13 protein-coding genes are annotated in these 14,405 nt (G+C 42.0%); 10 read left to right on the plus strand and 3 right to left on the minus strand.

Features of this window, described 5'->3' with window-relative positions:
- Nucleotides 1-2,343, plus strand: a complete 2,343-nt coding sequence (locus L1028_RS05380; RefSeq protein ID WP_234532151.1) for an ABC transporter permease — start codon at nucleotides 1-3, stop codon at nucleotides 2,341-2,343.
- A gap of 86 nt (nucleotides 2,344-2,429) precedes the next feature.
- Here L1028_RS05380 and L1028_RS05385 read toward each other — a convergent pair whose 3' ends face one another.
- The gene (locus L1028_RS05385; RefSeq protein WP_234532153.1) at nucleotides 2,430-2,858 is read right to left on the minus strand and encodes a VOC family protein; all 429 of its coding nucleotides are present in this window, start codon (nucleotides 2,856-2,858) and stop codon (nucleotides 2,430-2,432) included.
- Between the two features lie 189 nt (nucleotides 2,859-3,047).
- Nucleotides 3,048-3,446 carry a DUF2871 domain-containing protein gene (locus tag L1028_RS05390; RefSeq protein ID WP_094870196.1) on the minus strand — a complete coding sequence of 133 codons (399 nt, stop codon included), beginning with the start codon at nucleotides 3,444-3,446 and terminating at the stop codon, nucleotides 3,048-3,050.
- Nucleotides 3,447-3,793: 347 nt separating this feature from the next.
- On the opposite strand from L1028_RS05390, the gene L1028_RS05395 reads away from it, so the two are divergent.
- Entirely contained in the window at nucleotides 3,794-4,009 is a 216-nt protein-coding gene (locus L1028_RS05395) for a hypothetical protein (protein ID WP_234532155.1), read from the plus strand.
- A gap of 116 nt (nucleotides 4,010-4,125) precedes the next feature.
- Here the strand turns inward: L1028_RS05395 and L1028_RS05400 are convergent, their stop codons facing one another.
- Nucleotides 4,126-5,091: an NAD(P)H-dependent flavin oxidoreductase gene (locus L1028_RS05400; protein WP_234532157.1), complete on the minus strand. Its 966-nt coding sequence runs from the start codon at nucleotides 5,089-5,091 to the stop codon at nucleotides 4,126-4,128.
- Nucleotides 5,092-5,299: 208 nt separating this feature from the next.
- Between L1028_RS05400 and L1028_RS05405 the strand changes: the two genes are divergently transcribed.
- From L1028_RS05405 to L1028_RS05440, 8 genes are all read left to right on the plus strand, one after another.
- A complete protein-coding gene (locus tag L1028_RS05405; protein WP_234532159.1) occupies nucleotides 5,300-5,962 on the plus strand; it encodes an MgtC/SapB family protein in 663 nt (220 codons plus the stop codon).
- Nucleotides 5,963-6,462: 500 nt separating this feature from the next.
- The gene (locus L1028_RS05410; RefSeq protein ID WP_234532161.1) at nucleotides 6,463-7,626 is read left to right on the plus strand and encodes an ROK family transcriptional regulator; all 1,164 of its coding nucleotides are present in this window, start codon (nucleotides 6,463-6,465) and stop codon (nucleotides 7,624-7,626) included.
- Between the two features lie 28 nt (nucleotides 7,627-7,654).
- Nucleotides 7,655-8,659: an asparaginase gene (locus L1028_RS05415; RefSeq protein ID WP_076286572.1), complete on the plus strand. Its 1,005-nt coding sequence runs from the start codon at nucleotides 7,655-7,657 to the stop codon at nucleotides 8,657-8,659.
- 91 nt (nucleotides 8,660-8,750) lie between these two features.
- Nucleotides 8,751-10,355 (plus strand): glutathione ABC transporter substrate-binding protein, encoded by a 1,605-nt coding sequence (locus tag L1028_RS05420; RefSeq protein WP_234532162.1) that lies wholly within the window; start codon nucleotides 8,751-8,753, stop codon nucleotides 10,353-10,355.
- Between the two features lie 113 nt (nucleotides 10,356-10,468).
- Nucleotides 10,469-11,392, plus strand: a complete 924-nt coding sequence (locus L1028_RS05425; RefSeq protein WP_042189920.1) for an ABC transporter permease subunit — start codon at nucleotides 10,469-10,471, stop codon at nucleotides 11,390-11,392.
- A 69-nt stretch (nucleotides 11,393-11,461) separates the two neighbouring features.
- A complete protein-coding gene (locus L1028_RS05430; RefSeq protein WP_234532163.1) occupies nucleotides 11,462-12,373 on the plus strand; it encodes an ABC transporter permease in 912 nt (303 codons plus the stop codon).
- Nucleotides 12,374-12,386: 13 nt separating this feature from the next.
- Entirely contained in the window at nucleotides 12,387-13,388 is a 1,002-nt protein-coding gene (locus L1028_RS05435; protein WP_234532164.1) for an ABC transporter ATP-binding protein, read from the plus strand.
- Nucleotides 13,385-14,362 carry an ABC transporter ATP-binding protein gene (locus L1028_RS05440; RefSeq protein WP_279306833.1) on the plus strand — a complete coding sequence of 326 codons (978 nt, stop codon included), beginning with the start codon at nucleotides 13,385-13,387 and terminating at the stop codon, nucleotides 14,360-14,362. Before L1028_RS05435 ends, L1028_RS05440 begins: the two co-directional genes overlap by 4 nt.
- Nucleotides 14,363-14,405 lie beyond the last annotated feature (43 nt).

Genomic DNA, 14,405 nt, shown 5'->3' on the forward strand with positions numbered 1-14,405 from the left:
ATGAGAAGCCTAATTGGAAAACTTGCTTGGTCCAATATTCGCAAAAGAAAAAGTGCAACGATTACGCTCTTCGTATTGATTATGATTGCTGCGTTGCTGCTGAACATTGGCCTCACGGTCAGCTTGAAGCTTAATTTTTTTCAGCAAGAAAAAATATCAAAGCTAAATACACCTGATATCACCGCTTATTTTCCTAAAAACGAGCATGTGAAGGATTATGAATCTCTGGTGGATAGTTATCCATATACTGAAACATGGGAGAATGAGTCGGCGCTTCTGCTGCCGGACGTAAAGATTAACTACGGGGGAAACAATACAGCTATTGCTTTTTTGATGCTTAATAAGGATTCGCAGCGGTCCATGGGTTTATTTAATACAACGTCTCGGTTGGAAGCTGCGGATCAAAATACAATTTATTTGCCGTATATTTTTCACGGAGGCTCAGGGTATAACCTTGGGGATACGATCTCGTTTGAATATGATAACAACAAATTCACTTATACTATCGGCGGCTTTACGGAGGAACCCCTTTTCGGGACATTGACGAATGGGGCTTTGAAAATATTTTTAAACGATGAAGGTTATAAGCAATTGGAGGCAAGCCTTGGGAAAGAGGTCCAATTTAATTTTTTATCTGTACAACTAAATGAACGGGCGAAAGAGGTCAAGCTGGAGCAAAAGCTGAGTGAACAGATTTTTGGCTCAGGAAATGCGAGTTTATTTTTAGTCATGCGGACAGAGGTAGGTCTCGAAGGCAATCGTGTTTTTGTGAATATTTTAGCCGCCATCCTGATTGTATTTGCACTGATTATGGTTGTAATCTCTTTAATTGTGATCAGGTTTCAGATCTTCGGGAATATTGAGGATAATCTAACCAACATCGGTGTTTTGAAAGCAAACGGTTATACGTCAAGGCAGATCATATCCTCATTTCTGTTACAGTTCGTCTCAGTTTCTATAATGGCTTCCATACCGGGGAGTTTGATATCCGTTCTAGTCATGCCTTTAGTAGGTAATATGATCTCGTCTTCGGTTGGACTGTTGTGGCCGACAACCTTTGAATTAGTAAGTGCTATATTTAGTTTGCTTATCGTTACGGTACTGATTCTGTTTGTTGCCTATCTGTCTAGTAGGAAGATTCGTAGGATTACTCCAATAGCAGCTCTTCAGAGCGGGCTTCTCACTCATAATTTCAAGAAAAATCACTTTCCACTAGCAAGCACAACATTGAATTTGCAAATCACTTTAAGTCTAAAGTCTTTATTTAGGCAGACCAAACAGAATTTTATGATTGTTCTGATCGTTGCAGGATTGACCTTTTCTAGTATTTTTTGCTCTATCCTTAATTTTAACTTTAAAGGGGATACTTCAGCCGTTTTAGATTTAGTGGGTTTAGAACGTACCAATTTGCAACTTGATCTAAAAAAAGCTGATCATGATCCAAGGATATTTGCAGAAGTAGAGGCTATGCCTGAGGTTCAGAAGATCTCCATATTGGAAGGTAGAGTAGCTTCTATAGATGATTCCAGCTTTATGCTCCGTGTATCTGATGATTATGCCAAGTTGGAGACGCAGACGGTCTATAAAGGTAGGCAGCCCATTTATGATAATGAAATTGCGATATCCGGTGTAATTGCGAAAATGAAAAATAAATCGCTTGGGGACGAGATTCCAGTCACGTTTAATGGTGAGACCCAAAGTTATTTGATCACGGGTCTTAGCCAGCAGATTAATCAGTTAGGGATGGTTGCTACCATAACAGAAGACGGAATGAGGAAATTGCAGCCGAATTACTCAGTCCAGTCCATTAATGTGTATTTAAAGGAAGGGGAAGATCCTCAAGTGTTCATCCAAAAGCTTGAAGAGCGTTTCTCTGGACAATGGAATGTAACGAACATTTTAGATATGTTAGAAAGCACGCTTAGTACATTCACTGCAGCAGTATCTTCTATGACAGCAGTCATTACCGCGGTCACAATTATAGTGGTTAGTCTAATTTTGTATTTGGTGATTAAGACATTGATTATGAAACGTAAGCGGGAATTCGGTATTCTTAAAGGTATCGGATATACGACCTTTAATCTGATGACACAGATTACGTTCAGTCTTTTTCCGGTGATTGTAGTTGGAGTATTATTGGGGAGTTTAGCAGGTTATTTTTTCTCGGACTCAGCTTTTGTGTTATTGCTTTCTAGTCTAGGGATTTATAATGTTCAACTGGCGGTTAGTTTGCCTCAAGTGCTTCTACTGTGTGCGGTCATTCTAGTGGTTGCTTATGTGGTGTCTATGCTAGTTGCAAGGCGGATTCGGAAGGTTAGCGTATACGATTTGATTATGGACTAAGCGATTGAACAAAAAAACGAGCTGGAGGTAGGCTGCACCCGTAGTAAAAGGATTCGCAGCCACTCCAGGCTCGTTGTTATTCTGTATTACATATTCATGCGTCCGTCATCATAATTGAATTGCCAATCGATGCCAAACTTATCTTTTAGACTACCATAACAGCTGCTCCAGAAGGTTTCTTGTAATTCCATACCTACTGTGCCGCCTTCTTTAAGCTTATGAAAATAGTTCTTTATGCCATCCAAATCTTTACTAACTACCGAAAGACTAATGTTGTTTCCTTCCACAAAAGGCATGCCCGGAAAAACATCAGAGAACATTACATTACTACCTTCGATATTCAAGCGAGTGTGCATAACTAAATCTTTGGCTTCTTCAGGAAGAGTGAAATTGGGATCGGGTGGTGTTTCGCCAAAGGTCATGATTTGTGGACGTTCAACGCCAAACACCTCTGCGTAAAATTCTGCGGCTTGACGACAATTCCCGTTGAAATTCAGATACACATCGATAGACATTTACTTCACTCCTTAAAAGTTTTGTTGGTATCGAAAGCATTGTTCAAAGTTAAAATTTAAGATATCTCACGACTTCCATATTGTATCATTTACCAGTTCATAAACAAATATACTTATAGTCTCATTTGGTATGAACTTTTATATGATTATCAAAAAGAGCCGCTGGAGTGTTATCCAGAGGCTCATTCCTTATGATTTAATTCGTTTACCGAGCAGAATTAGTAGCCATATGATACCGGCTCCTACTATGGCATGACCGAGACCGGCAATATGCGGTAAGAAGCTGATATCAGTCCCGTTAATTTGCAGCATCCCACGAGTAGCCATGGTTCCAATCGTAATTAAGAGACCAATGTTATATACAATGTACCATGCGCCAAAGGATTTAGCCTCATGGATATTAAATAACTTGGCTAGGATCAATGCAATTATAAAGAAGAAGAAGCCCAGTACAAGGATATGAGTATGAAGTGCAACTAAGATGGTATTTCCTTCAAAATCATTCATTTTGGTAATTTCACGATAAGCAACACCTGCTATCAAACCAAGAATGGCATAGAAAAAAGACGTGTAATACAATTTTTTCATGATCATGACTCCTTTATTTATTGTTATATTGAAATCATATCTTGCAAATAAGAACGCAGTATGAACAAATGATTATATAGTGATTAATTTCACGAAATTGACAAAAATTAATCTCTTTAGCATGTCCCACATAGTTTCCACACAATATTCATCTATAATCATTAATATTATTGAACCCCGCTATTTATTGGATTCAGGGTGTTCGATGGCACGGGAGGATGAATATGAAAAAAGCGGATTGGATCATAGCCATTCTAGTTATGGGAATGGGTCTGATGTGCATGTTGGTTTCAGCAAATTTTTTTCGTATTGATTTTCTCCGTATTATAAAGTAGGAGATGGTTTTTTTGAAAAGAGGAGTATTTGCAGTAATCTGTGTTGTTATTTTGTCATTTGGAATTGGAACAGCAGCTTATGCTGCCGGGTTTGCTCCAAGCACTTTTAAAGAGATGTTGCCCTTTATGAAAGAAAGACATCCTAACTTAGGGGATTCCGAGCTAGAACAAATGTATAAGAGCTGTCATCAACAAGAGGGCATTTCTAATACTCGTGGAATGATGTAAGGCAATGTTGATGTAGAATCAACTATGATCAACGCCTTTTAATAAGAACCCTTTGTTGCAAACAACAAAGGGTTCTTATTTTATCTTTATCATCGCATAAGTATCGTATTACAATCTTAAGTTGCGGGGTTCAATGCTCCTTGATACTCATACATTAAATTGTCGATAATCTGCTGTACGGACAATATCTCTTTAATCTCATGAACTCTGGACCCGGCAAACACTAATCCGTTCTTAACATCTCCTCTAAGGGAAGTTAGGAGGGATTCCATGGTACAGAAGCGATGCGAACATACCTTTAGACAATTAGAGCATTTGGCAATTTTTAATTTGGCATCATCACTAATACGTTCTGTGAATTCATTGCGAATCGCTCTGCCATCTAGCCCCACTGTAGACTTAATTAGAATAGTATCACCTTGCTGAGCATCTACATATTTTTGTTTAAAGGCCAAAGGAGCATCACATTCATGGCTAGCCACGAAACGAGTCCCCATCTGAACACCAGAAGCGCCAATCCGAAGGGCTTTTGCGATATCATCTCCTGTCAGAATCCCACCAGCAGCAATAACTGGAATCGAAACGGCTTCTACAACCTCAGGAAGGATTTCGAACATGGATCTCTCTGTGCCCAAATGGCCCCCAGCTTCAAATCCTTCCACTACGATTGCAGAGGCACCAAGTCTTTCGGATATTCTGGCTAATTTGGCGGAGGAAACAATAGACACCACAGGAGTACCATACTCTTTACCCCAAGCATAAATATCTCTGGAAATCCCGGCTCCGGAAATAATAAAGTCCGCTTTTTCTTCCAAAGCGACCTTCATTTTATCAGCAAAATCCTTCATCGCGAATAGAACGTTCACACCGATATATCCAATCCCTTTTGAGAGCTCTCTTGTTTTGCGAATATGCATTCTCAGTTCATCAGTGGTGATTCCTGTACCAGAAATGGTGCCGATCCCGCCTGCATTGGCTACGGCAGCAGCTAAGCCACTTAAGGATATGCCTACGCCCATACCCCCTTGAATTACAGGAACCTTGGATTTAATATGCCCAAATTGGATTGTTGGCAGTTTCATATACGCACCTCTTTCACTAGTTGTAGAACGTTATACAATGTCTACTGGAGTAACAGCTATAAAGGTATCACAGTTAAATCTTTGCAGATGTGACTGTGCGCATGCTCAAACTATGTTAAATATCATGTCCATCTTATAGGAGGGGGAAATATAGAAATCCGTTTATGATACAATAAATAGCAATATCATAAGGAGAGAAGGATTATGTATGGAGTTTGAATATTTACTTCGTGTAGTTGGAGCTGGGATTTGTGGTGTTTTAGTTGGCTTTGAACGAAAAACTCGGATGAAAGAAGCGGGAGTTAGAACGCATTTTATTGTTGCCTTAGGTGCTGCACTTATGATGATCATTTCAAAATATGGATTTCAGGATCAAGCTGCTTGGTCTAATGTTAAATTCGATCCCGCACGTATAGCTGCCCAAGTAGTAAGTGGAGTGGGATTTCTTGGCGCAGGAATGATTTTCATGCATAGACACACTGTGAAGGGTCTGACAACTGCAGCGGGGATTTGGGCAACGGCGGGACTAGGGTTGGCGATTGGATCGGGCCTATATATTCTTGGTGGAGGAGCAACGATTATTATCTTGCTTGGGCAAAAGATTTTGCACGGCCGATACAGTTGGCTGGCCTCACCGAAAACGCAACAGATTGTGATCTGTCTGAATAATACAGAAGGAGCCGTGAGTAGAATTCAACAGCTACTTGAAGAAAAAAATATTACCATCTTAAGCTTTCACGCTGAAAATAATAGTCTTGCCTCCGAATTGAATTTAGAAATTATTGTAAAATTTCCTGAATCGTATAATGCTGTGAATTTGTTGTCACTGATACAAGAGAACGCGTCTGTTAAGGCAGTAGAGTTTCAATAATTTTTTAACACCCGTATCAAAAGTTAGTTTCTATATGAAGAACTTGCTTTTGATGCGGGTGCAATCTCCATTTCACTGTCAATCCGCGCACGATTCTACCCCTTCTTCAATTTTCAGATTCACAAAACATCTGCATCGATCCCAAACCTCTTTTTGTTTTTGGAAATATTTCCTTCACCTCTTAATTAGGTTTTTCCTATTAATAGTTTCCGCTCGGTCTATTACGAGAAAGGTTTTGACTTTATATGTTATGTTCATGTTATGTATCTGATGAGATTGTTATAAAAATCACATATTAAACGCTTTCATTTATTTCAAATAAAAAATATGTCATTTATATTGACATACAATCAATGAGCCTTTATTATTAATCCCATCACTGGAGAAACTAAACTAAAATTTAAATCGAATAATACATTACCGTAGCTTAATTGGCAAATTCTTCTTGTTTTTATAGTTTTATTAGTTTGATTAATGCACTGAAGAAAATAATTAGGAGAATGCCTGTGAAAAAGCACGATCAGGACTTTATGAAGCGGCAAAATCGTTTGACGGTCTTCGAAATCATAAAAAATCAACAACCGATTTCTCGCGCTTCCATCGCCAAACAAACGGGTATGAGTCCTACCACTGTAAGTCGAATTGTTGGGGAATTAACTGAACAAGGATATCTACTGGATTCAGATCAGGTATCGTCAGGATTAGGTCGGAAATCAACGTTGATAGCTATGGTTGACGCTTCTGTGTTGTCGGTTGGGGTTGAATTGGATCGCAGTCTTATGAATGTTGGCATCGTAGATTTACAAGGCAAGCTTCTCTGCGGCAGACAATACCCACGTATACCGGATGAGAGTGTAGACAAGACGCTAGATCGAGTTAATGAAGCGATTGAACAACTGACGCAGCAGCATGTGATTGACAGAACACGTATCGTCGGTATTGGCGTTGGACTTCCCGGCATTGTGAATAACGAAGAAGGTATTGTTGTCTTCTCTGTTCAGCTTGGATGGAAGAATGTTGCCTTAGCAAAACGACTAAAGGAACTAACCGGTTTTGAAATTGCTGTTGATAATGAGTTGAAAGTTAGAGCTCTTGCTGAACACCTCAAAGGTGCTGCTGTTGGATCTGTCCGTACCGCACTATTGGGCTTCGGGCAAGGCGTTGGCTCGGCGATGATCCTCGAGGGAGAGATTTATCGCGGGGTGATGAACAGTGCTGGTGAAATAGGGCATACGACAGTGGATCCTAACGGAATGATGTGCGAGTGCGGTAAGGCGGGTTGCTTACAGACCTATATAAATATCAGTTCATTGTTGTCAGAAGCCAATCGGATTCGCCCGATTCGCACGATCGAGGAGTTATTTGAAGCAAAGGATGCAGGAGAGCATTGGGCGGTTCATTTGATTGAGCGTGCGCTCATGTATATGGCGATTACAATCAACAATGTCGTATGCATGTATAACCCCGATAGTGTGATCTTGAGTGGAGAACTCGTAGACAAATTCCCGGATATTTATGAAGCAGTCGAGAAGTTATATCTTTCACGCTTTACATGGGAACCCCTTCGAGGGTCTTTCTCCATTCATCGTTCGATGTTGAACGAGAATGGTGTAGTTATCGGATCGGGACTACTATCGCAAAATCGTTTTTTCGCATTGGATTAAAATAATTACATCGAGGGAGGTTGTACAGATGGGGTTTACAACATTAGTAGAAGAATATCGCGGTGGCTTACTGGAGAATGTCCATTATGGTGCAGTTAGCGTGGTCGATGAGAAAGGTAACATTTTGTATAAAGCAGGTAATCCGGAGCATATGACCTATCTTCGTTCAGCTGCTAAACCATTCCAAGCTTTACCGGTTATGAAGCGTCGGATCGATGAAGTTTATGGTTTGACGAGCAAGGAAGCCTCACTCTTTACTGCTTCGCATCGGGGAGAGGCTTTTCATATTGAAGCACTTGAATCTCTTTTTCAGAAAATGGGATTAAAAGAAGAGGGGCTTCATTGTTGTTCTACATACCCTCTGAATGAGGAAGCCAAGGCAGAACGCCATCGGGCGAATGAGCCCACTCGCAAAATCTTTCATAATTGCTCAGGTAAACATGCAGGGTTGATGGGCCTTAGCAAATATATGGGTTGGGATATAGATACTTATTATGATCCTAACCATCCCGTGCAACAGGAGATCATTGATATCATGGCCTATATCGCAGAGGTATCGAAGGAATCCATTCCTCAAGGGATTGATGGTTGTGGTCTTCCTATCTTCGCACTCCCTCTTCATAAAATCGCTTATTCATATTTAAAGCTAGCCTGTCCTGATTTGATTGAGAATACGGAAATACGTAACGCAGCTGCTGCGACTGCAAAGCTTATGAACGATAATCCGGTGATGATTGCAGATACGAAATTCGTCTGCTCAGAGCTTCTAAAGGATGATAATCTGACGGCAAAGGGCGGCGCTAAAGGCGTATATGGGATTGGACTCCGAAAGGAACGAATCGGTATCTCACTAAAAGTATCCGATGGATCCGAACAAGTCTGGCCTTGTATTATCGCATCGATTCTGGAACGTTTAGGCTATAGCAATCAAGATACGATTGATCGTTTATATGCACTCGTGCCGAACACTATTGTTAATGATGGCGGCACAGTTGTAGGCGAACGCCGTGCTGTATTCCAATGGGAAGTCTGATTATAAGGAATCGAGAATAATCTTCAAGTCTAATAAGTAATCGGACTGGAAGCTTTTCTAATACATCGTTTCTAAAAGGGGAGTGTAAAACATGAAAGCAAAAGGAAAAGTATGGTCAATGTTCATGCTGTTGCTCATTACCGTAGTAGTGACTGCAGGCTGCGGCAACAAAGCGAACAACGAGGGAAAAGGTGGCAATACCGCAAGTGGAACTGAAACTAGCACCCCAACTACAAAAAATGATAAAGACATTGTAATTGCCATCAATTCTAACTTTATTACGCTGGACCCTCATAACGCAAGCGATACACATTCAATCAGCGCTGCCAGAACGATGTACGAAGGTCTGATGGGTTTTGATGAGAATATGAACGTCGTTCCTGTTCTTGCTTCAAGCCACACTATAAGTGAAGACGGATTGGTATATACATTCACACTGCAAGAAAACGTTAAATTCCAAGACGGCACTGATTTTAATGCCGAAGCAGTGAAGGAGAATATTGCCCGTATTCAGGATGAGAAGAATAATCTGAGACTGCGCAAAAGCTTCGCGAAGGTTGCCAAAGTGGAGACTCCTGATGCCAAAACAGTCGTTATTACACTTAGCGAGCCGTACAACGCATTCTTAAACAAGGTTGCAATGGCGCCAATCATTAGCCCGAAAGCTATAAAAGAGAATGGGGCCGATATTTCAAAAAAACCTGTAGGTACTGGTCCATTTAAGTTCAAAGAGTGGGTGCAAGGCGATCGTCTAGTTGTTGAGAAGAATCCGGATTACTGGCAAAAAGACTTGCCGAAAGTGGATAGTATCACCTTTAGACCCGTACCAGAGAATGGATCACGGATTGCGATGCTGAAGACTGGTGAGGCTGACTTCATTTATCCAATGCCAACCGAGCAAGTATCTGAGGTTGAAGGTCTTGAAGGAATTACAGTAGATACCATCGATTCAACCATTGTTCGTTATGTAACGTTGAATACGATGAAAAAACCTTTTGATGATGTAAAGGTACGTCAAGCGATTAACTATGCTATCAACAAAGAAGCTTATATTAAGGTTGTAAAGTCGGGTCTTGGCGCTAAGCTTGATTCCACGATGTCATCCAAAACACAATATTATTCCCCACAAACAGGTTATGACTATGACATTGAAAAAGCGAAGCAACTGCTTGCTGAAGCGGGTTATCCAGACGGATTCGAAACCGAAATTTGGGGCGAGAATGAATCCGAAACTATGAAGGGTATGCAATTTATCCAACAACAGCTAGCGCTTGTAGGCATTAAAGTAGAAGTGAAGTCCATGGAAGGTGGTACTTTATCCGACCAAATTAACGCTGCTAAAACACCTGAAGAAGCAAAAATTCAAATGTGGTATGTCAGCTGGTCTCCATCCTCCGGCGATGCAGATGGTGCTACTAGAGGGTTGTTCAGTAGTGAAATGTTCCCACCTGCTGGCTCGAATACAGCTTATTATAAAAATGAAAATGTAGATAAATGGATTGCTGAAGCAAACAAATCTGTTGATCCAGAAGCGGCTAAATCCATTTATGCAAATATTCAAAAAACAGTATGGGAAGATGCTCCGTGGGCATTCATGGGCGTTGACCAAATCATCTCAGGCAAAAGATCGAATCTGGAAGGTGTCAAAGTCTTCCCGGATGGTTCCATTAATGTCCTCAATGCAGAAGTAAAATAACGCTAAACAAATGTAAGATATAATTTCCCAAGAATTGAACGAGGCCGCTTCTTAAGAATGGTAGGAAGCGGCCTCAACTAAATCATTTGTCGATACTGAAGGGGGCTTATGAGTTGGGTAGATATGCTTTACAAAGACTCCTCGGGGTTATTCCGTTGCTATTCATTGTATCGGTACTAGTCTTTTTGTTTATTCACTTAATTCCGGGCGATCCGGCCCGGCTTATTGCGGGTAAAGACGCCACGCTTGAAGAGATTCATGGCATTCAAGAGCAACTAGGTCTCAATCTGCCGCTGTGGAACCAATACATAAACTACATGAGCGATCTACTAAGTGGTAATCTGGGCAATTCGATTCGATCAGGGATTCCAGTAACCGATATGCTAGAAAGTAGAATAATGCCTACCTTGTGGTTAACGTTTCTCAGCATGGCTTGGGCGCTTGTCATTGGTCTTCTAATTGGTGTTATTTCAGCGGTTTATCGTAATAGATGGCCTGATCACTTAGGCACATTGACAGCCATTTCGGGGATGTCGATTCCTGGATTCTGGTTAGGTTTGGTACTCATTCAAATTTTCTCGGTAGAGCTTGGCTGGTTTCCGACCGGTGGTGTAGATTCCTGGAAGTCGTATATTCTTCCTTCCATTACACTTGGAATGGGAATTATGTCGATGCTGGCTCGTTACTCACGGTCATCGATGCTAGAAACGTTACGGGAGGATTATATCCGTACTGGACGTGCGAAAGGCTTACGCGAGTATGTTGTTATTAGCAGGCATGCGCTGCGCAATTCGCTTATACAGGTCGTTACTGTAGCTGGACTTCAATTTGGATTCTTGCTTGGTGGATCGGTAATGGTTGAGACGGTTTTCAGTATTCCTGGTCTTGGTAGACTGCTGGTGGATTCCATTTTGTTCCGGGATTATACAGTTATTCAAGCTTTGCTGCTGTTGTTTTCAACACAATTTATCCTTATCAATTTAATTGTAGATTTATTGTACGGCGTACTCAATCCGAAAATCAGGTTTTCTCAGTAAGCTAGAGTAACTGGGAGGCAGAATTACGATAGTTTTCTATAGGGTGAATATAGGATTAGGAGGGATATCATGAGGGACAATTCGGCGGTAATGGGAACTAATTCTCCTATACCCGGAGAGGTAATAGCCCCGGAGAAAACAAAAGGCCGTGCGGGTGTTTTTTTTCGCAAGTTCAGCAAACAAAAGATGCCCCTTGTGGCTGCATTTTTTATCATATTGCTTTTTTTAATTGCCATTTTCGGGCCATTTCTGACCCCTTATAATCCTGATGAACCGAACTATGATGCGCTAATGCAGGGCCCATCTGCCAAGCATTGGGCGGGAACGGATGAATACGGCCGTGATATTCTAAGCCGCTTAATTGATGGTACAAGGTTGACTCTGGCGGTCAGTCTGAGTTCCGTATTGATTGCAGGTGTACTTGGAACCATCCTTGGTCTTATCAGTGGATACTATGGCGGTTGGCTGGATCGGATTATTATGCGTGGCAGTGATGTATTGTTCTCATTCCCTGATTTACTGCTTGCCATTGGGATCGTCGCTATACTCGGGCCTGGTTTATCCAACGTTGTGATTGCAGTTGCAGTCTTCGGTACACCCTCGTTCGCCCGCATTATTCGGAGCGTAACATTGTCTGCGAAGGAAACGTTGTTTGTTGAAGCTGCCCGTTCCATGGGTGCAAAGAATCGCCGAATCATTTGGCGACATATTTTTCCTGAGACGGTCCCTAGTATCATCGTTAATCTATCCATGAAAATTGGCGGGGCAATCTTAGCCGCTGCGTCATTGAGCTTTCTTGGAATGGGTGCAAAGCCAACGGAGCCCGATTGGGGGGCAATGTTAAGCATGGGGCGCGATTATTTAAGTATTGCTCCACATATCGTTTATTTTCCGGGTTTAGCTATATTTTTGACAGTACTTGCATTTAACCTGGTCGGGGACGGACTGCGCGATGCTCTTGATCCCAAAATGAAAAACTAAGGAGGGACAAGACATGACTCAAAATTTGCTGGAAGTACAAGGGCTGAAAACGGAGTTCAAACGCGGTGATGGAAGTATAACGGCAGTTGCAGGTGTTGACTTTGTGATTAAGAAAGGTGAAGTGCTGGGTCTAGTTGGAGAATCCGGCTGTGGCAAAAGTGTTACCTCACTGTCGATTATGCGGCTCCTTAAGGATACGCCTGGCAGAATTTCTGGTGGTTCTGTTCGGTTTGAAGGAACGGATCTGACAAAGGTTACGGACAAAGAGATGCGCCAGATACGGGGAAATGAAATGGCGATGATTTTCCAGGAGCCGATGACTTCGCTGAATCCTGTGCTGAAGATTGGTTTGCAATTGATGGAGCCGATCATGTTGCATTTGGGTTATGGCCGGAAGAAGGCTCGTGAACATGCCATTCATATGTTGCGGTTAGTGGGTATACCACGTGCGGAAGACTTGGTGGATGAATATCCGCATCAGCTTTCTGGCGGTATGAGGCAGCGTGTAATGATTGCGATGGCGATGTCTTGCCACCCGAAACTGCTGATTGCAGATGAACCAACAACGGCGCTTGATGTAACGATTCAAGCTCAAATCCTTGATCTAATGAAGCACCTGAAAGAAGAACAGGATATGGGAATGCTACTCATTACCCATGATCTTGGTGTAGTAGCTGAACTATGCGACCGTGTCGTCGTTATGTATGCTGGTCGTGTAGTGGAGGAAGCTTCCGTTCATGACCTATTTGCAAAACCACAGCATCCATATACGAAGGGATTAATTCAATCCGTTCCAAAGCTGCGTCAAAACGTACGTCGCTTGGATTCCATTAAAGGGAATGTACCTGACCTTTCACAAATGCCAGCAGGTTGTAAGTTTGCGCCACGCTGCGATTATGTCACAGAGCGTTGTCTCTCGCAGGAGCCAGAGTTACTCCCGATTGAGGGACTAGAGCGAAAGAGTCGTTGTTGGCTTACACAGCAGGAGAACACGGAAGGAGGGGAACGTTTGTGAAGGAGACTCCACTCATTGAAGTTAAAAGTCTGAAGAAATTTTTTTCGGTGAAGAAGGGCTTTTTCGGAACTACTAGATATTTGCACGCAGTTGATGGGATCTCATTCGCTATACGTAAAGGAGAAACGTTCAGCCTTGTGGGTGAAAGTGGCTGTGGTAAATCTACTACGGGTAGATTAGTGACTCGCTTGCTGGAGCCGAATGACGGTACAGTATGGTTTAAGGGTCAAAATATTAGCCATATCTCAGACAATCAAATGCGGCCTATTCGTAAAGATATGCAGATGGTGTTCCAAGACCCCTATGCTTCGCTTAATCCACGGATGAAGGTGAAGGATCTTGTGGCTGAACCTCTGCTCATTCATACAAAGCTCTCGTCCAAAGAACGGGATAAACTAGCATGTGAGTTACTAGAGACAGTGGGTTTGAATAGTATCCACGCCGAGCGCTATGCTTTTGAGTTCAGCGGTGGACAGCGACAACGGATTGGGATCGCCCGAGCCTTGTCTGTTCGCCCAAGCTTAATCGTGGCAGATGAGCCTGTGTCAGCACTGGATGTTTCGATTCAGTCACAGGTGCTAAATCTGTTGCAGGATCTGCAGGAAGAGTATGGCCTGACGTACTTATTCATTTCACATGATCTGAGTGTTGTTGAGCATATTAGTGATCGAATCGGAGTTATGTATCTTGGTTCCCTGGTAGAGACGGCGGATAAGGATACCTTGTATGATCGTCCAATGCATCCATACACACAAGCACTGTTATCTTCTGTACCTGTACCCGATCCTACCTTAAAGAAGGAGCGCATTATTCTAAAGGGAGATCTTCCAAGTCCGGTTGATCCACCGTCGGGATGCCGTTTTCATACAAGATGTCCGTCCTGTATGGAAATCTGTAAGCAGCATGTACCGATATTCCGAGAAGTCGAACCAGGTCATGAGGTTGCATGTCATTTATTTGATGAAGAATGCTGAAATTAGAGCGGTAACTGAAATTGTGAGATAACTTTACGGAAAA

The sequence above is a fragment of the Paenibacillus pseudetheri genome, from assembly GCF_924513355.1.
GTDB lineage: Bacteria > Bacillota > Bacilli > Paenibacillales > Paenibacillaceae > Paenibacillus_AQ > Paenibacillus_AQ pseudetheri.

Coding starts and splice junctions, on each gene's coding strand:
- L1028_RS05380 (WP_234532151.1), top strand. CDS start 1: ATGAGAAGCCTAATTGGAAAACTTGCTTGGTCCAATATTCGCAAAAGA.
- L1028_RS05385 (WP_234532153.1), bottom strand. CDS start 2,858: ATGTCTATCGATGTGTATCTGAATTTCAACGGGAATTGTCGTCAAGCC.
- L1028_RS05390 (WP_094870196.1), bottom strand. CDS start 3,446: ATGAAAAAATTGTATTACACGTCTTTTTTCTATGCCATTCTTGGTTTG.
- L1028_RS05400 (WP_234532157.1), bottom strand. CDS start 5,091: ATGAAACTGCCAACAATCCAATTTGGGCATATTAAATCCAAGGTTCCT.
- L1028_RS05405 (WP_234532159.1), top strand. CDS start 5,300: ATGGAGTTTGAATATTTACTTCGTGTAGTTGGAGCTGGGATTTGTGGT.
- L1028_RS05410 (WP_234532161.1), top strand. CDS start 6,463: ATGCCTGTGAAAAAGCACGATCAGGACTTTATGAAGCGGCAAAATCGT.
- L1028_RS05415 (WP_076286572.1), top strand. CDS start 7,655: ATGGGGTTTACAACATTAGTAGAAGAATATCGCGGTGGCTTACTGGAG.
- L1028_RS05420 (WP_234532162.1), top strand. CDS start 8,751: ATGAAAGCAAAAGGAAAAGTATGGTCAATGTTCATGCTGTTGCTCATT.
- L1028_RS05430 (WP_234532163.1), top strand. CDS start 11,462: ATGAGGGACAATTCGGCGGTAATGGGAACTAATTCTCCTATACCCGGA.
- L1028_RS05435 (WP_234532164.1), top strand. CDS start 12,387: ATGACTCAAAATTTGCTGGAAGTACAAGGGCTGAAAACGGAGTTCAAA.